This is a genomic window from Planomonospora sp. ID91781 (genome assembly GCF_015711595.1).
In the GTDB taxonomy this organism is placed as follows: domain Bacteria; phylum Actinomycetota; class Actinomycetes; order Streptosporangiales; family Streptosporangiaceae; genus Planomonospora; species Planomonospora parontospora.
In genome coordinates this window covers 1,100,754-1,120,871 of sequence record NZ_JABTEY010000002.1, presented here as the reverse complement: position 1 = coordinate 1,120,871, position 20,118 = coordinate 1,100,754, and the positions used below count along the sequence as shown (strand labels likewise).

Here is a 20,118-nt window from a genome sequence, read left to right as displayed (position 1 = left end):
GCCCGAGAAGAAGGACTCCTCCCGCCATGCTCCGTCTCGCCGTACCCAACAAGGGCGCCCTCGCCGAGGGCGCCCAGACGATCCTCAAAGAGGCCGGATACCGCGTCCGCAAGGACAGCAAGGAGCTCGTGGTCATCGACCCCGACAACTCCTGCGAGCTGTTCTTCCTGCGGCCCAAGGACATCGCCGTCTACGTCGGCGAGGGCACCCTGGACGCCGGGATCACCGGCCGCGACATGCTCCACGACTCGGGCGCGCGGGTGGAGGAGATCCTGCCGCTCGGCTTCGGCCGCTCCACCTTCCGCTTCGCGGCCAACCCGGGCGAGTTCGCCTCCGTCGCCGACCTGAAGGGCCGGCGGATCGCCACCGCGTACGCCGGGCTGCTGGAGGGCTACCTCACCGAGCAGGGCGTCGAGGCGAGGGTGATCAAGCTGGACGGCGCGGTGGAGACCGCGATCCGGCTGGGCGTGGCCGACGCCGTCGCCGACGTCGTGGAGACCGGCACCACGCTGCGCAACATCGGGCTGGAGGTGTTCGGCGAGCCGATCGCCCGCTCCGAGGCCGTGCTGATCCAGCGCCCGGACGCGGTGGAGAGCCAGGGGCTCGACCAGCTGGTGCGCCGGCTGCAGGGCGTGCTGGTGGCCCGCGACTACGTGATGATGGACTACGACATCCGCGCCGAGCGGATCGAGGAGGCCATCGCGCTCACCCCCGGCATGGAGGGGCCCACCGTCTCGCCGCTGCACCGGGAGGGCTGGGTCGCGGTCCGCGCGATGGTGCCGCGCAAGGGGCACCAGCAGGTGATGGACCAGCTCTGGGAGCTCGGTGCGAAGGCCATCCTGGTCACCGCCATCTACGCCTGCCGCCTCTGACGCCTCCCGTCCGCCGGCGGCGCCCCTCCCGGGATGAGCGCCGCGTCGCCGCCCGAACGCCCCGGTCGCGACGGGCGGCCGGGGGCGCCGCGGGTCACGAGGCGAGGGAGGCGGCCTCCTCCTCCTCGATCTGCCGGTTCCACTCGCGCTTGGAGGACTGCCAGCCGTCCTCGTCGCGGCCGATCCGCCAGTAGCCGGAGATGGACAGCGCCGAGAGCGGGACGCCGCGCTCGGTGCGCAGGTGGCGGCGGAGCTCCTTGACGAACCCGGCCTCGCCGTGGACGAAGGCGTGCAGGACGCCCTCGGGGAAGTCCAGCTCGCGGACGGCGGTGACCAGGCGCTCGCCGATCGGCGCCCCGCCCCGGTGCAGCCAGACGATCTTCGCCTCGCCGGGGGAGTCGAGCGGCTGCTCCTCCTCGGGGCCGGCCACCTCGACGAGGACGTGGGCCGGGGCCCCGGCGGGCAGGCGCTCCAGGGAGGCCGCGATGGCCGGCAGCGCGCTCTCGTCGCCCGCAAGCAGGTGCCAGTCCGCCTCGGCGGAGGGTGCGTAGGCCCCGCCGGGGCCGAGGAACCAGATCTCCTCGCCCGGCTGCGCCCGGGCCGCCCACGGGCCGGCCAGGCCGCTGTCGCCGTGGTGCACGAAGTCGAGGGTGAGCTCGCCCGCCTCGGCGTCCCAGGCCCGGACCGTGTAGGTCCGGGTGGTGGGCTGCTGCTCGCGGGGCAGGTCGCGGCGGACCGCCTCCAGGTCGAGCGGCTGCGGGTACGTCACCCCGGGGGGAGCGAACAGCAGCTTCACGTAGTGGTCGGTGAACTCGCCCACGGGCAGGTCGCGCAGGCCCTCGCCGCCGAGCACCACCCGGATCATGTGCGGGGTGAGCCGCTCGGTGCGCACCACCTCGCCGCGTCTTGCCCTGCGCACGGGCCTGCCTTCTGCCATGAGCCGCTCCCGATGTGATCAACTTAGGTATACCTAAGTAATAGCATACGCGCAGGCCGGGAGCCGCCGTTCCGGGTCCGGTCGGGCGACCAGTGAATCTACGTTGTAAAGCAGTAGGCCGGGGACGCGGATCAGTCCCGGAGGGGGGCGGAGAGCGCGGAGCGGTGGTCGCGGGGGCTGACGCCGTACACGCGCTTGAAGGCGGCGCTGAGCGCGAAGGGGCTGCCGTAGCCGACCTGCCCGGCCACCGCCTCGACCGTCGCGCCCGGGTCGCGCAGCAGGTCGGCGGCGAGGGCGAGCCGCCGGTTCGTGAGGTACGTCATGGGCGGCTCGCCCACCAGCTCGGTGAAGCGGCGGGCCAGCGCCGCGCGGGAGGCGCCCGTCCTGGCGGCCAGCCCGGCCACCGTCCAGGGATGGGCCGGGTGCTCGTGGAGCAGGCGCAGCGCCGGGCCCACGACGGGGTCGCCGTGCGCCCGGTACCAGCCGGGGGCCTCGCCCCCGGGACGGGAGAACCAGGCGCGCAGGACGGCGACCAGCAGCAGGTCCAGCAGGCGGTCCAGCACGGCCTCCTGGCCGGGCGCGTCCCTGGCGATCTCCTCGTGGAGCAGGGGGACGAGCGGGGAGTCCCAGGAGTCCGCGGGGAGGACGAGCAGCCGGGGCAACGTGGCCAGCAGCCGCCGGTCGACCTCGCTGCGCATCCGGTACGTCCCGGTGAGCAGCGTCGTGGAGCCGTCCGCCGCGCCGCCCCAGGTGCGCACGCCCAGGTCCAGCGCGTCGCACAGGTCCTCGCCCTCCGGCGTCGTGGCGCAGCCCCCGGAGCGGACGACGGCCCGGGGCGGCGTGGCCGGGTCGTCGGCGACGGTGTAGGGATCGGGACCGCGCACCACCGCGACATCCCCGGTGCGGAGCCGCGCCTCCCCGGCGTCACCGGGCACGATCCACGCCTCGCCGCGGACCGCGGCGACCAGGGTGAGCGGTGCCCGGTCCTCGATCCGCAGCGACCAGGGCGGCTCCAGGATGCTGCGGAGGAGGAACGCCCCCCGGGCCCTCGGCCCGTCCAGCAGGTCCGCGAACGCGCTCATCGATCACCTCCGGTGTGGGACTCCGGCCTCCCGGCCGGGATCCCCGGCGCCGCCGATTCTAGACAGCCGCGCATGGAACGGAGATCGTCGCACATGGCCCGGTGCACCGGACGCCGGTTGACTGGAGGCATGACGGAGAGCACGCAGTTGTTGCGGGTCGCGGTCCTGATCGGGGCCACGGTGTCGACAGGGCTGATGGCGGGCCTGTTCTACGCCTTCGCGGTGGCGGTCATGCCGGGGCTGGGCCGCGCCGGCGACCGGACGTTCGTGGAGGCGATGCAGCGGATCAACGTGGCGATCCTCAACGGCTGGTTCGCCGCCGCCTTCGCCGGGGCCGCGCTGCTGACCGCCGCGGCGGGCCTGCTCCACCTGGGGCGCCCCGAGCTGCCGTGGATCGCGGCGGCCTTCGTGGCGTACGGCGCGGCGCTGGTCGTGACGTTCCGGATGAACATCCCGCTCAACGACGCGCTCGACGCGGCCGGGGAGCCCGGCCGCATCCCCGACCTCGCGGCGGTGCGCGGGCGGTTCGAGGCGGCGTGGGTGCGCTGGAACGTGGTCCGCGCGCTGGTCTGCACGGCCGCGCTGGCCCTGCTGTCCTGGGCGCTGGCCGTGTAGCCGGCCGTACAGGAGGGTGGGCGCGGGGACCGGCCGGTCCCCGGCCCCTCGCCGTGCCGGTCCTCCGGTGATGCGGCCGTTCTCCTCCGTATCCTGAGGTGAAATCATGTTTCGTGCAGAGGAGTGATCGGAAGGTCGGCGCGGTGGGCGCCGTGCCGTACCGGCCGCTCAACGAACGGCGAAATGTCGGTGAACATCACCGCGCATCGCTCATGTGGCGGTCAGGGGGGAGTCATCCTCGATACGTGCCGACCAACACGCACCTCCTGCCGCCGGCCGCCGCGGCGCCCGCGGGCGCCCCGGCCGCGTCGTTCACCGCACCGGCCGCCGCCTCCTTCCCGGGGGCGGTTCCGGGGGCCGCGCCGGGTCCCATGCCGGGGCCCATGTCGGGTTCCGCTCCGGGGAGCGTCCCGGGTGTCGCCCCGATCGTCGACCTCGACACCGGGGGCGTCATCGCACTCCAGGCCGCCGCCGGTGACCTGGGGGAGGGCGGCTCGGGCCACGGGGACGTCGTCGTCCTGGCCAGGACCGTCCTGGAGGTGTCGCGGAGCGAGGCGCTGCTGCCCCTGGTCCTCGCCATGCCCGCCCGGGCGGTGGTCAGCGGTTCGGCCGCCCTGGCGCCGCTCCACGAGGCACTGCGGGTCTCCGGGCGGCGGCCCCGGGAGATCATCCTCGTGCTCCGGGGCGGTTTCGCCGAGGGGGACCGCCGGGCCCTGCTCGCCGGGCTGGAGGGACTGCGCGCCATCGGTTACCTGATCGCGGTGGGAGACCTGGGCACCGCGCACGTCCCGCCGGACCTGCTGGCCGACGCCTCGCCGTACCTGGTGGTGCTCTCGGCCGGGCTGATGGCGCGGGTGGGGCGCGACCCCCGCCGGACGGCGCTGGCCGAGTCGCTGGCGGAGCTGGCCCGGAACGCGGGCGCCCACGTGCTGGCCCCGGGCGTGGCGGAGGAGGCCCAGCTCGCCGCGGTCCGCAGGTGGGGGGTGCGGCTGGCGCAGGGCCCGCTGCTGGTGCCCGGTCCCTCCGGCCGGGTCCGCGTGCCGCTGCCGGTCGCCGAACCGGAGCCGGCCTGGCTCCTGCTCGGCCCGAGGGTCCAGGAGTTCCTGCTGCCCGCGGTGACGCTCCCCTACGAGGCGACCGCGGAGGAGGCCGTGGAGACCTTCAGCGGCGAACCCTCGATCACCAGCGTGATCCTGGTCGACGAGTACCAGCGCCCCAAGGGCAGCCTGGACCGCAGCCGCTTCCTGCTCGCCATCGCCAGCCGGTACGGCCACGCGCTGCACGGCAGGAAGCCCGCCGCCCGCCTGGCCGACCCCGTCCGCGCGGTCCCGAAGACCACCCCCGCGATCGCCGCCATGCAGGTCGCGGGCCGCGACGCCGAACGGGTCTACGACGACCTGGTGGTCACCGACGAGGTGGGCCGGTGCATGGGCATCGTGCGGGTCTCGGACCTGATCCGCCAGGTCGCGGGCATGCAGGGGACGCCCGGTGCGCAGGGGCCTCGGACGGCCCCGGTGACGCACGGGACGCGGCTGCCCTGAGCCGGCCGACCGGGGCGGGCGGTCCTGCCGCCGGAGCGGGCGCCGCCGGTGCTCCCGGACCGGGCCGGGCGGGGATCGCACGCCCTCCCGGGCCGACGCGGGCCCGGTCCGGGTAGGGTCCCGGGCATGACGTCACGACCGGCCGCCGGCGGGGGCCGCTGGGTCTCGGTTGGGCCGGAGCGGCTCGGCCGCTGGATCGACGGCTTCGCCGACCGGCACGGCCCCCTGGAGGCCGCCGCCTCCGACGAGGTCGTCCGGATCGAGGCCGCCGACGGGGCGGTGGCCGAGTGCCGGGTGCCCTTCCCCCCGCTGACGGCAGGCGGCGGCGGCCCGCTGGCCCGGCTGACCACCCACGTGCGCCGGGAGCGCAGGGTGGGCGTGCTGCTGGTACGGCTCGGCGGCCACGCGGCCGGGATCTTCCAGGGGGACGAGCTGGTCTCCTCCAAGGTCGGCTCGCGGCAGGTGCACGGCCGCAGCGCGGCGGGCGGCTGGTCGCAGCGGCGCTTCGCCCGGCGCAGGGAGAAGCAGGTGGACCAGGCGCACGAGGCGGCGGCAGAGGTGGCGCTGCGGATCCTGGGCCCGCACACGGACGGGCTGGAGGCGGTCGTCCTGGGCGGCGACCGGCGGGCGGTGGACGCGCTGCGGGCCGACCGCAGGCTCGCTCCGGTCTTCGCGCTGGAGACCGAACCCTTCCTGACGGTCCCCGACCCCCGCCTGGCGGTGCTCACCGCGACCCCGGCCCAGTTCCGCGCGGTCAGGATCAGGGTCGTCGACCCCGCCTGACCCGCTTGACCGATCCGGCCGGCCTGAGACCGCCCGGCCCCGCCGGCCCTGTGGCCCCGCCCGGCCTCGGGCGCTCTCGGTGCGGGCCAGGGTGGTCTCGGTGCGGCCCCGGGACGGGAACCGGACGGGAGCCGGACGGCGTCCGCGACGGGTGCGGACCGGGTGCGGTGCCGGGAACAGGGCGGGCGCAGGTGCGCGCGAGCCGTACACTGATCCGTATGCGCACTCCCGACTGACGCCGCCCGCGACGGGGCGGGACGGCCGAGCCGAGAGCCGGGAGACACAGGGCGCGGCGGGTTCGGCCACAGCGCCATGGTGAGCCCGTGTATCCCCCAGCCTGGGAGTGTTCCCCCAAACATGATCATCGCTTCTGACATCGAACTCCGCGCCGGAGCCCGGCTGCTCATCGAGGGCGCGTCGTTCCGGGTGAACCCCGGTGACAAGATCGGTCTCGTCGGGCGCAACGGCGCCGGGAAGACGACGCTGACCAAGGTGCTCGCGGGCGAGGCGCTGCCGGCGTCGGGCACGGTCACCACCACGGGCGCGGTGGGCTACCTGCCGCAGGACCCCCGCACCGGCGACCTGCAGGTGATCGCCCGCGACCGCATCCTGTCGGCGCGTGGGCTGGACGAGGTCCTGCGCGAGCTGCGCGAGGCCGAGCTGGGCATGTCCTCGGCCGACGAGCGCACCCGCGACCGCGCGGTGCGCGCCTACGGACGCCTGGAGGACCGGCTGCACGTCCTGGGCGGATACGCCGCGGAGTCGGAGGCGGCCTCGATCGCCTCCAGCCTGGGGCTGCCCGACCGGGTGCTCGGCCAGCCGCTGGAGACCCTCTCCGGCGGTCAGCGCCGGCGCGTGGAGCTGGCGCGGATCCTGTTCAGCGGGGCGGAGACTCTCCTGCTCGACGAGCCCACAAACCACCTCGACGCGGATTCGATCGCGTGGCTCCGTGACTTTTTGCGATCCCATCAAGGTGGTTTGATCATTATCAGCCACGACGTGACGCTCCTTGAAGCGACGGTAAACCGGGTCCTGCACCTGGACGCCAACCGCGCGGTGATCGACACCTACAACGTCGGCTGGAAGGCCTACCTGACCCAGCGGGAGACCGACGAGAAGCGCCGCAGGCGCGAGCGCGCCAACGCCGAGAAGCAGGCCTCGGCGCTGATGTCGCAGGCCGACAAGATGCGCGCCAAGGCGACCAAGGCCAAGGCGGCGCAGGACATGCAGCGCCGCGCCGAGCGGCTGCTGTCCGGCCTGGAGGTGGAGCGGCGCAGCGACAAGGTCGCCAAGCTGCGCTTCCCCCAGCCGGCCCCCTGCGGGCGCACCCCGATCACGGCGACGGACCTGTCCAAGTCCTACGGCTCGCTGGAGGTCTTCACCGACGTCAACGCGGCCGTGGACCGGGGTTCCCGGGTCGTCATCCTGGGCCTGAACGGCGCGGGCAAGACCACGCTGCTGCGCATCCTGGGCGGCATCGAGAAGCCCGACACCGGCGAGGTCCGGCCGGGGCACGGGCTCAAGCTGGGCTACTACGCCCAGGAGCACGAGACGATCGACCCGGAGCGCACGGTGCTGGAGAACATGCGCTCGGCCGCGGGCGACCTGGCCGACGTCGAGCTGCGCAAGGTCCTGGGCTCGTTCCTGTTCACCGGCGACGACGTGGACAAGCCCGCCGGGGTGCTCTCCGGCGGTGAGAAGACCCGGCTGGCCCTGGCCACCCTGGTGCTGTCGGCGGCCAACGTCCTGCTCCTGGACGAGCCCACGAACAACCTCGACCCGGCCAGCCGGGAGCAGGTGCTCACGGCCCTGAGGTCCTATTCTGGGGCGATTGTCCTCGTAACGCACGATGAGGGTGCTGTGGACGCTCTGCAACCGGATAGGGTGATCTTGCTGCCGGACGGAGTTGAAGACGCGTGGAGCGACGAATTTTCCGATCTTGTGGCACTTGCCTGATCTCAATTTGAGCGGGTACGGATCTTTTCCCTGGGAGTAGGTAGCCGATCCCGCAGAAATGACTGATCATGGCGGAGTAACGCTGCGGAAGTCTGGCACTACAGGAGGTAGCTCGTGGCCGAGACTCTCAAGAAGGGCACCCGGGTGACCGGGGCCGACCGTGAAAAACTGGCCGCCGATCTCAAGAAGCGCTACAGCTCGGGTGAGAGCATCCGTGCGCTCGCCGCTTCGACCGGCCGGTCGTACGGGTTCATCCACCGCATCCTGAGCGAGTCCGGTGTGACTCTGCGCGGGCGCGGCGGCGCCACCCGGGGCAAGACCAAGCGCTGAGCCGCCTCGGAACGCGCGACCGCAGCCGCTCGTCCTCAGCTCGTCCGTCCGCCCGGGTCTGCCGAACCTCATTCTAGAAGAGTCGGTAGGCTCGGGCGTGACAGACGGCGAACGCAGGGGAGAGCGAGCGATGGCGGAAGTGGTGCACGGGGGGAGTGCGGAGGAGATCTCTCTTGCGGAGGTCGGACTGCGCTTCGAGGTGGACGGCGAGATCGCGACGATCACGCTGGCGCGGCCGGAAAAGCGGAACGCTCAGACGTTCGCCACCTGGTCGGCGCTGGCTCGAATCGGTGACGACCTGCCGCAGCAGGTGAGGGTCGTCGTGGTCCGAGGTGAGGGGCCGTCCTTCTCGGCGGGCATCGACCTGCGGATGTTCACTCCGGAGGGGGTTCCGGGGCAGGGATCGTTCGCGAGCACCGCCACGCTCCGGGGCGAGGCCTTCGACGAGCGGATCGCGCAGGCCCAGCAGGGCTTCATGTGGCTGCGGCGGCCGGACATCGTCTCGATCGCGGCGGTCCAGGGCCACGCCGTCGGCGCCGGCTTCCAGCTGGCGCTCGCCTGCGACCTGCGGATCCTGGCCGACGACGCCAAGCTGTGCATGAAGGAGCCCGCGCTCGGCCTGGTCCCCGACCTGACCGGGACCAAGCCGCTGGTCGACCTCGTCGGCCTGTCGCGGGCCGTGGAGATCTGCCTCACGGCCCGGACCGTGGGCGCCGAGGAGGCGGCCAGGATCGGCCTGGCCGAGCTGGTCGTCGCCCCCGGCGACCTGACGCAGGCCGTACGGGACTTGGCGGCCGCGCTGCTGGCCACGAACCGCGACGCCGCCACGGCGACCAAGCGGCTGCTCCAGGGCGCCTCGGGGCGCACGCTGGAGGAGCAGTGCGCGGCCGAGCGGCAGGAGCAGATGGCGCGCATCAAGGCCCTGTTCGGCTGAGAGAGCAGGTCGGATGCGGTGTTCGCCCGGAGCTGATCCGGGAATCACCCCGCCTCTCCCGGCGCTCGGATCGGGAGAGGAGGCCAGATGGCGATGATGGGCGGGGGCTTCGGCCCCCAGGCGATGCGCTCGCTGCGGCGCGACAGCTCGGTGACCAAGGAGCGGCTCGCGCCGGGCACGGTCAAGCGGATCGTGCGCTACTCGAGGCCGTTCTCCCGGCAGATCGCCGCCTTCCTCGCCCTGGTCGTCCTCGGTTCGGTCATCGTGGTGGTCAACCCGCTGCTGATGCGGGCGATCATCGACGACGGCATCGAGGGGCGCGACGCCGGGCTCGTCGTCGGGCTCGCGCTGGCCATCGCCGGACTGGCGGTGCTGGACGCCGGCCTCGGGCTGGCCCAGCGCTGGTTCTCCGCCCGCGTCGGCGAGGGCCTGATCTACAACCTGCGCACCGAGGTCTTCGACCACGTGCAGCGCATGCCGGTCGCGTTCTTCATGCGGACGCAGACCGGCGCCCTGGTCTCCCGGCTGAACACCGACGTGATCGGCGCGCAGCGGGCGCTGACCAGCACGCTGTCGTCGGTCGTGTCCAACGTGGTCATGCTGGTGCTGGTGCTCGGCACCATGGTCGTGCTGTCCTGGCAGATCACCCTGGTGGCACTGGTGCTGCTGCCGGTCTTCGTCCTCCCGGCCAAGTGGGTCGGGCGGAAGATGTCGGGGCTCACCCGCGAGCAGATGGAGCTCGACGCCGAGATGAGCTCCATGATGACCGAGCGCTTCAACGTGGCGGGCGCCATGGTCGCCAAGCTGTACGGCCGGCCGGGCGAGGAGGCGGACGCCTTCGCCGCCCGCGCCGGGCGGGTGCGCGACGTGGGCGTCACCGTCGGCATGTACGGGACGGTCTTCCGGGTCGCCCTCGGCCTGGTCGCCTCGCTGGCCACCGCGCTGGTGTACGGCGTGGGCGGCGTGCTGGCCGTCGACGGCGCCTTCCAGGTCGGCACCCTGGTCGCGCTCACCGCCCTGCTGATGCGCCTGTACGGCCCGCTGACCAGCCTGTCCAACGTGCACGTGGACGTGATGACCGCGCTGGTCAGCTTCGACCGGGTCTTCGAGGTGCTCGACCTGGAGCCGATGGTGGCCGAGCGGCCCGGCGCGCGGCCCGTCCCGGCCGGGCCGGTGACGGTCGAGTTCGACGACGTGCGCTTCCACTATCCGGCGGCCTCGGAGGTGTCGCTGGCGTCGCTGGAGTCGGTGGCCCGCCCCGACACCGGGCAGAGCGGCGAGGTGCTGCGCGGGATCGGCTTCACCGCCCGCCCGGGCGAGCTGGTCGCGCTGGTCGGGCCCTCGGGCGCGGGCAAGACGACGATCACCTCGCTGGTCTCCCGGCTGTACGACGTGAGCGAGGGCGCGGTCCGCGTCAACGGGCTCGACGTGCGCGAGGCCACCCTGGAGTCCCTGCGCGACACCGTCGGCGTCGTCATGCAGGACGCACACCTGTTCCACGACACCATCGGGGCCAACCTGCGCTACGCCCGGCCCGGCGCGACCGACGAGGAGATCTGGGAGGCCCTGCGCGCCGCGCAGATCGCCGAGCTGGTCGAGTCCCTGCCCGAAGGGCTGGAGACCGTGGTGGGCGACCGGGGCTACCGGCTGTCCGGCGGGGAGAAGCAGCGCCTGGCGCTGGCCAGGCTGCTGCTCAAGGCGCCCCGGGTGGTCGTCCTGGACGAGGCCACCGCGCACCTGGACTCCGAGTCGGAGGCCGCCGTGCAGCGGGCGCTGAAGAGCGCGCTGGCCGGGCGGACCTCCCTGGTCATCGCGCACCGCCTGTCCACGATCCGGGAGGCCGACCAGATCCTGGTGATCGCCGACGGCCGCGTCGCCGAGCGGGGCCGTCACGAGGACCTGCTGGCCGCCGGGGGCGTCTACGCCGAGCTCTACCGCACGCAGTTCAGCGCGCAGTCACGGTGACGGGCCCGGCCGCGACGCACGCGGTTCAGCGCGCGGTCACGGTGGCGGGCCCGGTCGCGATGCGCATGGTTCAGCGCGCGGTCACGGTGGCGGCCGGCGGGGCGGGCGGTCACCGGTAGCCCAGGCGGGCGAGCTCCTCGCGGGCGACCTTCTCCACGAGCTCGACGTCCTCGCGGCGCAGGCGGGTGCGCCAGGCGCCGACCTTCGGGGCGTTCCTGCCGTACAGGGCGACCTTGGAGACGCGGGTCTCCAGGAAGCGGGAGAGGATCTCCACCGTCTCGGTGGGCGAGGCCGCGAGCTCCTCGTAGCGCAGGGTCAGCAGCTGCTCGCGCGGGAGCTCGCGGTGCAGCTCCGCGGCCAGGCGCACGGCCCCGCGCCAGCGCAGCGCGCACTTGCCCGCCGTGGACATCGCCTTCCACCGGTCGATGTGCTCGGCGGACTTGACGCCGAGGAAGGGGTTGGGGAACTCGGTGTCGTCGCTCACCCGGACCGGCTTGAACCACGACAGGGCCGCCGGGTCGGCCATCATGTCGGCGGCCACGTCCCGGCCGTCGCGGATCAGCTGGACGAACCTGGCGTCGGGGAAGGCCTGGAGCAGCACCGGGGCGCTGTAGAGCAGGTCGGGGCTGGCGTCGCCGAACCGGGCGACCGCCCCGGCGGTCGCGCACGGGCCCGTACCGGTCACGCCGCCCGCCTCCCGGCAGACGTCCGGGCACTCGCGGCACGCTCCCGGGAGGATCTGCCAGGACTCGGCCATGGCGTCCCGGAGCACGCGGATGGCGCCCAGGCCCCGGCGGGCGATGGAGGGCCGCCGGGCGAAGGCGTGCACGACGTGGGTCACGGCGGCCCGGCCCATCGTGACGTGGAAGCCGGGCGAGCGTTTGAGGGCGCGGCCCAGCAGGTCCGCGCCGGAGTGCGGGGCGGCGAGCACGAACACCGGCCGACGGACCTTGATGCCGTTGACCACGAGGATGTGGGGCGGAGGTCGCATGTCTGACCCCAGTGTGGCACCGTTTGCGGAGTGAACGAACCGGCCACGCCCAGGCACGCCGGGACGGGTTCCGCCGTCCCGCGCCCGCTGCGTCCGGGCGACACGGTGGCCGTCGTGGCCCCGTCCGGGCCGGTCGACCCGGTACGGCTGGCCCGCGGCACCGCCGTGCTCGCCGGGCTGGGGCTGAAGGTCGTCACGGGCGCCCACGTGCTCGACCGCGACGGCTACCTGGCCGGGTCCGACGCGGCGCGGGCGGCCGACCTCCAGCGGGCCTGGTGCGATCCGGCGGTCGCCGCGGTGCTGTGCGCGCGGGGCGGTTACGGCGCGACGCGGATCCTGGACCTGCTCGACTGGGAGGCCATGCGGGCGGCGGGGCCGAAGACCCTGGTCGGCTCCAGCGACGTCACCGCCCTGCACCGGGCGCTGGAGGTCCGGCTCGGCCTGGTCTCCTGGTTCGGCCCCATGCCCGCCTGCCCGCTGCTCGCCGATCCGGGCGGGCCCGAGCCCCGGAGCCTGGAGCGGCTCTCGGCCGCCCTGTTCGGCGGCGCCGGGTCCGCCATCGGGCCCGTCGCCGGATCCGTCGCCGGGGACCGGGCGATCGTCGCCGGGAGCGCCGCGGGCCCGATCACCGGGGGGAACCTGTCACTGCTGGCGGCGCTGTGCGGCACGCCGTACCGGCTGCGGGCGGAGGGGCGGATCGTCCTGCTGGAGGACGTCGGGGAGGCTCCCTACCGGATCGACCGGATGCTCACGCAGTTGCTGGGAGCCGGGGCGCTGGACGGGGCGGCGGGGTTCGCGCTGGGCTCGTGGACGGGCTGCGGCGACCCCTGGCCGGTGCTGGAGGAGCGGCTCGGGGCGCTCGGAGTGCCGGTGGTCGCCGGGCTCCCGGTCGGCCACGGAACGCCGCAGTTCAGTGTGCCTATGGGGGCACTTGGTGGTATTGATGCTGAATCGTGCTCCCTGACCTGGTCGATCCGCTATCCCGACGGGGCACTCTAAGGAGACCAGAGAGAGGAAACCCGGCAGAGGGGACGCACGCGTGAGGCTGAGGCTCTTCCGGCTCCGGCGGCATCGTGACCGGCGGGCAGACCGGCGGGCGGGGCCGCCGCCGCGCCCGGTGGAGGATGTCGACCTCGACTCCCTGCTCGGCCTGGTCGCCGGTTCCCTCGGCTACACCTGCTCCTTCGCCCCCGACGGCGGCACGCTGACGCTGTCCTGGACGCCGTCCGGGGCGCCGTCCGAAGCGCCGCCCGGCCCGGACACCGTCACGGTCCGGCTGGCGGGGCTGCGCGCCGAGGCCGGGCGCCACTCGCGTGAGGACTGGCCGACGCTGGTCTCCGAGCACCTGGCCCACACCCTGGCCACGCTGGACGAGCCGCTGGACGCCTGCGACCTCGCCCAGATCCGTCCCCTGCTGCGCACCCGGATCCGGCTCGACGACGACCTGGGCCCGGCCCGCGTGGTCGGCCGCCACCTCACCGCGGACCTGGTCGAGGTGCTCACGATCGGATACGGGCGCGAGGGCCGGCCGGTCCGCCCGGAGGAGGTCGGCTGCTGGCCGATCACCCCCGCCCAGGCGCTGGAGCTGGCCGCCGACAACACCCGCAAGGACGAGCGCCTCTCGGCGACCCGGGAGGACCTCGGCGGCGTGGCCGTCCGGCGGCTGACCGGCTCGACCGCCTGCGCCGCCACCCACCTGCGCCATCTGGAGGACTACTTCCCGGTGCCCGCGGACGGGGCGCTGGTCGTCCTGCCGGACCCGGCGACGCTGGTCGTCCACCTGGTGGAGGGCCTGGACGTGGTGCGTGCGATCGAGCGGCTGCGCACGTTCGCCCAGCGGGAGTTCGAGCGCGCGGCCGATCCGCTGAGCCCGCAGGTCCACTGGTGGCACCGGGGCCGTCTCAGCCTGATCAGGGCCGACCTGGTCAACCAGGACGGGCAGACCCGGCTCGTGGTGGCTCCGCCGCAGGAGTTCGCCCGCGTCCTGGCCTCCCTGGCCGGGCGGTCCGGCGGCGGGACCGGCGGAGCCTGAGGACGGCCCGGGGCCGGTCGTGGCGGGAACCTGAGGGCCGCACCGGGGGGCGGACGGTGAAACCGGTGCGAACAGTACGCTCCTTCGGCAAACCAAACGTCATGCGGCCACGACAAACCATAGGAAGATGATTTCTGTCCCGCGCTCGGCCCGATGATCCTCAGGTGCGTCCTGGACCGTTCCCCGCGTGCCCGTCGCGACCGGGCCGCGGCCGGCGGAGGCGGGCTGATCGGGTTCGTGCTGACGAGGAGTGAGAAATGGCGCAGTGGTGCCTCGGTGTCGATCTCGGGACGAGTTTCTCCGCCGGGGTGATAGCCGCCGAAGGCCGCTTCGACGTCCTGGAGGTCGAGGGGGAGCGGCGCATCCCCTCCGCCGTCATGCTGGACGAGCGCGGGACGCTGGTGGCCGGCCGGATCGCCCAGCGGGGCATCGGCGTCAGCCCCGAGCGCGTCGAGCGCAACCCCAAGCGCTACGTCGGCCGGGGCCGGATGCTGCTCGGCGGGGTCCCGGTGGACGTCACCGACGCCATGGCGGCGCTGCTGGAGCTGTTCGTCAGCGAGGGGCGGCGCCGGTTCGACGGGGCCGACCCCGACTGCATCGCGCTGACCCACCCGGTGGCCTGGAGCGCCGAGCGCAAGGCGGTGCTGCTGGCGGCGGCGAAGAAGGTGGTGCGCGGCGTGCGGATCGCCTTCGTCGACGAGCCGGTCGCCTCGGCCCGCTACTTCGCCTCCTCCGGGCGCGTGCCGAGCGGGTCCCACCTGGCCGTCTACGACCTCGGCGGCGGCACGTTCGACGCGGCCGTGCTCACCGCCGACGGGAGCGACTTCAAGGTCGTGGGGGAGCCGGGCGGCAGCGACGAGATCGGCGGCGAGGGCTTCGACGAGCAGGTCTTCGCCTTCTTCGGCACGCAGCTGGAGCGCATCGACCCCGAGTGGTGGACGCAGGTGACCACCAACCCGGAGCGCCGCTACGTCAGCTACGCCGCCGACCTGCTGAAGACGGCCAGGGAGGCGAAGGAGACCCTGTCGAAGTTCGAGACCTCCTCCCACTACGTGGTCGGCGTCAACGAGGACGTGCAGATCGACCGGGCCGAACTGGGCGGTCTCATCGGTGAGGAGATCACCAGGACGGCCGACATCCTGGAGGAGACGATCCGCGGCGCGGGGATCGGCCCGGACGAGCTGGCCGCGGTGTTCATGACCGGCGGCGGCAGCCGGATGCCCTCGGTCCAGCAGGCCGTGCGCGACCGCTTCGGGGACAAGGTGCGCACCTACGACGACCCGAAGATCGTCGTCGCGTACGGCGCCGCGCAGCTCGCCTGGAAGCTCAAGGTCGAGCACCGCGAGCCCGGCCGGACGACCGGCCCCCACCTGGCCGGCGGGCCCTCCCTGCGGCCCGCCGGCACGACCGGCGGGCACCCCGTCCCCGTCCTCCCCGTCGCGCCCGCCCCTGCCCCGGCTCCCGCCGCTCCCGGGGCGGCCGGGGACCCGGCCGCAGGGCACCGGTCCTCCACCGGGCCGATGCACGTGCCCGCCGGGCACCGGGCGGCCTCCGGCGGCGCCCCGGCCGTGGACGGCCCCACGGTCAAGGGCGTGGAGAAGGTGATGGACCACGTGCTGGAGGCGCGGGCCGCGGGCGGCCGCGTCCTCGTCCACCAGGCGTTCGAGGGCGGCCACTTCCTGCGCAGGCTCGACGGTGTGGAGGGCCGCCACGACCGCGAGCTCCACTTCGGCCGGCTGGTGGAGTGGGCCGCCTCGGGCGAGGGCGTCGTCACGACGGAGCAGGTCGGACCGGCGCAGCTCCTGGTGCGCGCGCTCACCCCTGAGCTGGGCATCCGCTCCACCCATCCGCTGCAGACCTGGGGCAACCCGACCGTGCTGGCGCACGGCCGCACCGGGTGGGTGTTCTACCAGTCCCGGCAGACCGTCGCGGTCGACGCCGCGGTGGGCCTGCCGTGGGGGGAGACCGGGCAGCTGGCGATGATCGAGCTCGATCTGGGAGGCGGCTTCTTCTTCCAGGAGCCCCAGCCGCGCGACCTCGGACCCTACGCCCAGTGGTTCGTGAACGAGGACAACAGGGTGCGCCGGCTGGTCGACCAGGACTCGCCCAGCGGCACCGACCCGGCGCTCTCGGTCGGGGCCCCCGGCTGCACGGTGGTCCTCGGGCAGTTCAGCAGCAACAAGCCGCTGTTCGCCAACCGGCACCAGGACTTCCGGCCGTGGCAGGTGCTGTGCCTGGTCGATCCCGGCGGCGTGGTCCGGCCGACGATGCGCGAGCCGGGCCGGAGCTGGCTCCACCAGGTCGTCCTGCACAACGGCAGGTGGTTCACGGCCAGCTCGGCGGGACTGGAGGCGGACACCGCCGCCGGCCGCCCCGCGCTGGTCGCGCCGCGTCCCCCGGCCGGGGCGCTGCGCTGGGTGCCTGCGGGCGGCAGCCTCTACGCGGTCGGTGCGGACCAGGTGAGCCCCGCCAGGGGCTGGTCGGTCAGCATCCTCGACGAGCGGTCCGGCGCGCTGCGGTTCCTGATGGGCAAGAAGTCGGCGGCCCTGGCGGGCCACCTCACCTCCCGGTACCGCTGGGAGCGCCCGCGCCTGGTGGCCGACGGCGACTCGCTCTGGCTGACCATGCTCGACGCGGGCCGGAGCAGGCTCGTGCACGTCACCCCCGAGGGGGCGCGGGAGGTCCACCGCGCGGCGGGCACGTTCGAGCCGGTCGTCCGGGTCCCCACGGGCCTGCTCTGCCTGCACCGCCCCGCCGACCCGGCCGGGGCCACCCGCGACCATCCCGCCACCCTGGTGCACCTGCCCCTCTGACCCTCCACGCCTCCGCTCCGGCCTCCCCCTCGGTACGGTCACCCGGTTAGGTCCTTGTCACCCGAAAGTTAGGGTCAGGTGAGAATCCCCAGGTCGAAGGGCATTTCCCGGCACGGCGGGGCCGTGCCGCCCGAAGACGGCTTTTCCGCGTCCGACCTGGGGAAGAGGGGCCGTTCGCGTGACCTCGGGGTGACCTACCGTGATCTCCGCAGTCGGGACGGATTTCGGTCTGCAGGTTTCCATCGCAGCGAGGCGGTTATTCATCGGTCACGAAAGGAACAAGAAGAACGAACGGATTAAAGGGGGATAAACCGGATGATCACTCAGGAGCAGATCCGTACGGTGCTCGACCAGGACGTCTACGACGCCAACGGCGAGAAGATCGGCGAGGTGAAGCACGTCTACCTCGACGACGCCACCGGCCGGCCCGAGTGGCTGTGCGTCAAGACCGGCCTGTTCGGCATGCGGGAGACCTTCGTCCCCGTCCAGGCGGCCGACGTGGTCGCCGACCACGTCGAGGTCGCCTACGACAAGGACCGGGTCAAGGCGGCCCCCAACGTGGACGTGGACGCCGGCGGCCACCTGTCGGCGGAGGAGGAGCGCGAGCTGTACCGCTACTACGGCATCGACTGGGCGGACTCCTGGCGGCAGGCCAACCAGCCCGGGGAGAGCGGCTGGGCGCACAGCGGCGGTGCGCGCGAGCGCGAGCGGCTGGGCCGCGGCGACGAGGCGATGACCCGCTCCGAGGAGCAGCTGACCGTCGGCACCGAGGCGCACGAGGCGGGCCGGGCCCGGCTGCGCAAGTACGTGGTCACCGAGGAGCAGCAGGTCAGCGTGCCGGTGACCCGCGAGGAGGTGCGCGTCGAGCGCGAGCCCATCACGGACGCCAACCGGGACGCGGCCCTGGCCGGTCCGGAGATCAGCGAGGCCGAGCACGAGGTCGTCCTGCACGAGGAGCGGCCGGTGGTGGACAAGCAGGCCGTACCGGTCGAGCGGGTGCGCCTGGGCAAGGAGCGGGTCACCGAGCAGGAGACCGTCTCCGGGCAGGTCCGCAAGGAGCGCATCGACGTCGACGGGGGCACCGACGGCGACATGGACGACTCCCGCCGCGCCTTCTGACCGCCCACCGGCGCGTACGGTCCCGCGTCCCGCCGCCTCCGGGTTCACGCCCGGGGCGGCGGGACGCGGGCTTTTCGGGGCACCGGTCCCCGGGGCACCGGCTCTCAGGATGCCGGTCCTCAGGATGCCGGCTTTCGGGAGGACGGCGCTCCGGGACGCCGTCTCCCGCGGGAGCCGGGCCCTCCGGGAGCCGGGCCTTCCGGAGCGCGGGTCATCTCACGGTGCGGCCGGGGACGCCTCCTGCCCGGCGCCCAGGGCGGCGACCGCGGTCGCGAGTTCCCGGCGCAGCTCCTGGCCGCGCCTGGTGAGGGTCTCGATCGCGGCGATCCGGTCCTGACCGGACTCCCGCGCCTTGCGGCGGTCGGCGGCCGAACGGGCGGAGGCGGCCTTCAGCTCGGCGCGCCTGCCCTCCAGTTCCTTGCGCCGCTTCATCAGACTCTCGTCGGCGGCCTGCTCGACGCCGACCCGCCAGGTCGCCACCATGCGCTCCAGGTCGAGCGTCATCTCCCGGGAGACCGCCGCGAACTGGTCGCGGAGCGCCCCCCGGATCGCCGCCTGGTTGCGCTGCACCTTCTCCATCGAGCGCCGTCCCATGAAGATGGCCGCCCCGATGGCCGGGGCGACCAGCAGGAAGCCGACCGGCCCGAGCAGGGATGCGGCGAAGCCGCCCAGGGAGAGCCCGATCGAAGCCGACGGCAGCACGTCCCGGACCATGTCCACCTCGCCGGGGACGTCCGCGGAGGCGTCCTTCCTGACCTGGACCTGCGAGAGGTTGGGCATGGCGCTCGGGTCGGCGGCGAACTCGACGGGGTCGAGGCCGAGGTCGCGGGCGAAGGCGTCGAGCGTCCGGCGGGCCAGGCTCTCCACGTCGTAGACGATCTGCGACCAGGCCGCCTCCAGCGAGCGCTGCACGCTCATCGGCAGCTCCGCCATGTACCGGTCGACCTGCTCCTGCTTCTTCAGCGTGGCGATCGCGTTCTCGTACGGCTGGCGGATCTCGGCCACCCGGGCCGCCACGATCCCCGCGACCTCGCGCCCGAGGAAGGTGTTGGCCACCGCGCCCGCCCGGCGGCGGGCGGCCAGCTCGGTGAGGCCCTCCAGGTCGGCCTCGACCTGGGCGAGCCGGGCGGTCACGTCGCCCTCGTCGTCCGAGCCCGCGGCCACGTCGTCCTGCGCGGTGGTCGACAGTGAACTCAGCACCGACAGCGCGGCGGCCACCACGGTGGCGCCCCGCGCCGACTCCCTGCCCTCGGCGAAGGCGCGCAGGTGCCGCTCCAACGCGTCCATGCCGCTGCGCGCCCGCAGCGCGTCCGCCCGCTCCAGGCGGCCCTCCCGCCGCTTGGCCTCGGCGGCCTCGGCGAGCTTGGAGCTCACCGGGATCCAGGGGGCCGACAGCAGCGGGGTGAGGGTCACCGCCCGGGCCGGGTTCTCCGCGACGGCCTCGGTGACGAAGGTCCTCAGCCGGGCCTGGTTCTCCTCCATCAGGGTCCGCCAGTTGGCGGAGTCCTCCACCTTGGTCAGCACGAACGCGATCGCCTGCACCCGCTCGGCCGCCTCGGCGAGGAACTCCAGTTCGTGCCGGAGCACGGGCTGGTCCTGTGCGCTGAGCGTGAACAGCAGCGCGTCGGCCCGCTGGAGCATGGCCACCGTCACCTGCCGGTGCCCCACGGTGAGGCTGTCCACGCCGGGCGTGTCGAGCAGCCGCAGGCCGTCCAGGAGCGGGTTGTCCAGGGTGATGTCCACGCTGACGACGTCGCGCCGCTTGCCGGCGTCGCCGCGCATCGAGGCGTAGTCGGGGATCGACTCGACGGTGATCGGGAGCTGCACGGGCCCGGCGTCGGTGCTGCGGTGCACGACGGCGGTCAGCTTGGGGCCGCGCCGCAGGGACAGGAAGCAGTTGGTGGCGACGTCGGCGTCGACCGGGACCAGGTCGGGGTGGCCGACGAGCGTGTTGAGCAGGCGGCTCTTGCCCCGTTTCTGCGCTCCGGCGACCACGATGTCGGTGCACTCGTCCTTCCAGCGGGCGGCGCAGGCGGCCAGCACCTCCGCCAGGTCCTTCCTGCCGCACCGGCCCGCCAGCGCGTGGACCTCGTTGGCGTAGCGCAGCAGCCGCGCCACGGGGCCGTTCGGGTCGGGGGTCGTCATTGT

At 73.9% G+C, this 20,118-nt stretch carries 16 protein-coding genes; 12 read left to right on the top strand and 4 right to left on the bottom strand.

What is annotated here, in order from left to right; genetic code table 11:
* Positions 1 to 26 precede the first annotated feature (26 nt).
* Positions 27 to 872, top strand: coding sequence for an ATP phosphoribosyltransferase (hisG, locus tag HS048_RS24320; protein WP_068899238.1), 846 nt, complete (start codon positions 27 to 29; stop codon positions 870 to 872).
* A 94-nt stretch (positions 873 to 966) separates the two neighbouring features.
* Here hisG and HS048_RS24315 read toward each other — a convergent pair whose 3' ends face one another.
* On the bottom strand, positions 967 to 1,809 hold the full coding sequence (locus HS048_RS24315) for a siderophore-interacting protein (protein WP_196468774.1): 843 nt from the start codon (positions 1,807 to 1,809) through the stop codon (positions 967 to 969).
* Positions 1,810 to 1,940: 131 nt separating this feature from the next.
* Positions 1,941 to 2,891, bottom strand: coding sequence for an AraC family transcriptional regulator (locus HS048_RS24310; RefSeq protein WP_068899241.1), 951 nt, complete (start codon positions 2,889 to 2,891; stop codon positions 1,941 to 1,943).
* 129 nt (positions 2,892 to 3,020) lie between these two features.
* On the opposite strand from HS048_RS24310, the gene HS048_RS24305 reads away from it, so the two are divergent.
* The 7 genes from HS048_RS24305 to HS048_RS24275 all read left to right on the top strand — a co-directional run bounded on the left by HS048_RS24305 (position 3,021) and on the right by HS048_RS24275 (position 11,015).
* Positions 3,021 to 3,506, top strand: a complete 486-nt coding sequence (locus tag HS048_RS24305) for a DUF1772 domain-containing protein (RefSeq protein ID WP_068899243.1) — start codon at positions 3,021 to 3,023, stop codon at positions 3,504 to 3,506.
* 245 nt (positions 3,507 to 3,751) lie between these two features.
* Positions 3,752 to 5,047, top strand: coding sequence for an EAL domain-containing protein (locus HS048_RS24300; protein WP_307832620.1), 1,296 nt, complete (start codon positions 3,752 to 3,754; stop codon positions 5,045 to 5,047).
* 126 nt (positions 5,048 to 5,173) lie between these two features.
* A complete protein-coding gene (locus tag HS048_RS24295) occupies positions 5,174 to 5,830 on the top strand; it encodes an acVLRF1 family peptidyl-tRNA hydrolase (protein ID WP_196468773.1) in 657 nt (218 codons plus the stop codon).
* Between the two features lie 357 nt (positions 5,831 to 6,187).
* Entirely contained in the window at positions 6,188 to 7,786 is a 1,599-nt protein-coding gene (locus HS048_RS24290) for an ABC-F family ATP-binding cassette domain-containing protein (RefSeq protein ID WP_068899246.1), read from the top strand.
* Positions 7,787 to 7,900: 114 nt separating this feature from the next.
* The gene (locus HS048_RS24285) at positions 7,901 to 8,116 is read left to right on the top strand and encodes a helix-turn-helix domain-containing protein (protein WP_068899248.1); all 216 of its coding nucleotides are present in this window, start codon (positions 7,901 to 7,903) and stop codon (positions 8,114 to 8,116) included.
* 130 nt (positions 8,117 to 8,246) lie between these two features.
* A complete protein-coding gene (locus HS048_RS24280; protein ID WP_068899250.1) occupies positions 8,247 to 9,050 on the top strand; it encodes an enoyl-CoA hydratase/isomerase family protein in 804 nt (267 codons plus the stop codon).
* 87 nt (positions 9,051 to 9,137) lie between these two features.
* The gene (locus HS048_RS24275; RefSeq protein ID WP_068899252.1) at positions 9,138 to 11,015 is read left to right on the top strand and encodes an ABC transporter ATP-binding protein; all 1,878 of its coding nucleotides are present in this window, start codon (positions 9,138 to 9,140) and stop codon (positions 11,013 to 11,015) included.
* A gap of 109 nt (positions 11,016 to 11,124) precedes the next feature.
* Here HS048_RS24275 and HS048_RS24270 read toward each other — a convergent pair whose 3' ends face one another.
* Positions 11,125 to 12,006: a sulfotransferase gene (locus HS048_RS24270; RefSeq protein ID WP_196468772.1), complete on the bottom strand. Its 882-nt coding sequence runs from the start codon at positions 12,004 to 12,006 to the stop codon at positions 11,125 to 11,127.
* A gap of 30 nt (positions 12,007 to 12,036) precedes the next feature.
* On the opposite strand from HS048_RS24270, the gene HS048_RS24265 reads away from it, so the two are divergent.
* From HS048_RS24265 to HS048_RS24250, 4 genes are all read left to right on the top strand, one after another.
* Entirely contained in the window at positions 12,037 to 13,005 is a 969-nt protein-coding gene (locus HS048_RS24265) for an LD-carboxypeptidase (RefSeq protein WP_068899255.1), read from the top strand.
* 40 nt (positions 13,006 to 13,045) lie between these two features.
* A complete protein-coding gene (locus tag HS048_RS24260) occupies positions 13,046 to 14,038 on the top strand; it encodes a hypothetical protein (protein ID WP_084008600.1) in 993 nt (330 codons plus the stop codon).
* Positions 14,039 to 14,295: 257 nt separating this feature from the next.
* Positions 14,296 to 16,851 carry an Hsp70 family protein gene (locus HS048_RS24255; protein WP_196468771.1) on the top strand — a complete coding sequence of 852 codons (2,556 nt, stop codon included), beginning with the start codon at positions 14,296 to 14,298 and terminating at the stop codon, positions 16,849 to 16,851.
* Between the two features lie 315 nt (positions 16,852 to 17,166).
* A complete protein-coding gene (locus HS048_RS24250; RefSeq protein ID WP_196468770.1) occupies positions 17,167 to 17,970 on the top strand; it encodes a DUF2382 domain-containing protein in 804 nt (267 codons plus the stop codon).
* A 216-nt stretch (positions 17,971 to 18,186) separates the two neighbouring features.
* On the opposite strand, the gene HS048_RS24245 is transcribed toward HS048_RS24250, so the two are convergent.
* Positions 18,187 to 20,115 carry a dynamin family protein gene (locus HS048_RS24245; RefSeq protein ID WP_068899258.1) on the bottom strand — a complete coding sequence of 643 codons (1,929 nt, stop codon included), beginning with the start codon at positions 20,113 to 20,115 and terminating at the stop codon, positions 18,187 to 18,189.
* Positions 20,116 to 20,118: the final 3 nt, after the last annotated feature.

Excerpts from the sequence above, each read along its gene's own strand:
- hisG (WP_068899238.1), top strand. The coding sequence starts at position 27 with ATGCTCCGTCTCGCCGTACCCAACAAGGGCGCCCTCGCCGAGGGCGCC.
- HS048_RS24315 (WP_196468774.1), bottom strand. The coding sequence starts at position 1,809 with ATGGCAGAAGGCAGGCCCGTGCGCAGGGCAAGACGCGGCGAGGTGGTG.
- HS048_RS24310 (WP_068899241.1), bottom strand. The coding sequence starts at position 2,891 with ATGAGCGCGTTCGCGGACCTGCTGGACGGGCCGAGGGCCCGGGGGGCG.
- HS048_RS24305 (WP_068899243.1), top strand. The coding sequence starts at position 3,021 with ATGACGGAGAGCACGCAGTTGTTGCGGGTCGCGGTCCTGATCGGGGCC.
- HS048_RS24295 (WP_196468773.1), top strand. The coding sequence starts at position 5,174 with ATGACGTCACGACCGGCCGCCGGCGGGGGCCGCTGGGTCTCGGTTGGG.
- HS048_RS24290 (WP_068899246.1), top strand. The coding sequence starts at position 6,188 with ATGATCATCGCTTCTGACATCGAACTCCGCGCCGGAGCCCGGCTGCTC.
- HS048_RS24280 (WP_068899250.1), top strand. The coding sequence starts at position 8,247 with ATGGCGGAAGTGGTGCACGGGGGGAGTGCGGAGGAGATCTCTCTTGCG.
- HS048_RS24275 (WP_068899252.1), top strand. The coding sequence starts at position 9,138 with ATGGCGATGATGGGCGGGGGCTTCGGCCCCCAGGCGATGCGCTCGCTG.
- HS048_RS24270 (WP_196468772.1), bottom strand. The coding sequence starts at position 12,006 with ATGCGACCTCCGCCCCACATCCTCGTGGTCAACGGCATCAAGGTCCGT.
- HS048_RS24255 (WP_196468771.1), top strand. The coding sequence starts at position 14,296 with ATGGCGCAGTGGTGCCTCGGTGTCGATCTCGGGACGAGTTTCTCCGCC.
- HS048_RS24250 (WP_196468770.1), top strand. The coding sequence starts at position 17,167 with ATGATCACTCAGGAGCAGATCCGTACGGTGCTCGACCAGGACGTCTAC.
- HS048_RS24245 (WP_068899258.1), bottom strand. The coding sequence starts at position 20,115 with ATGACGACCCCCGACCCGAACGGCCCCGTGGCGCGGCTGCTGCGCTAC.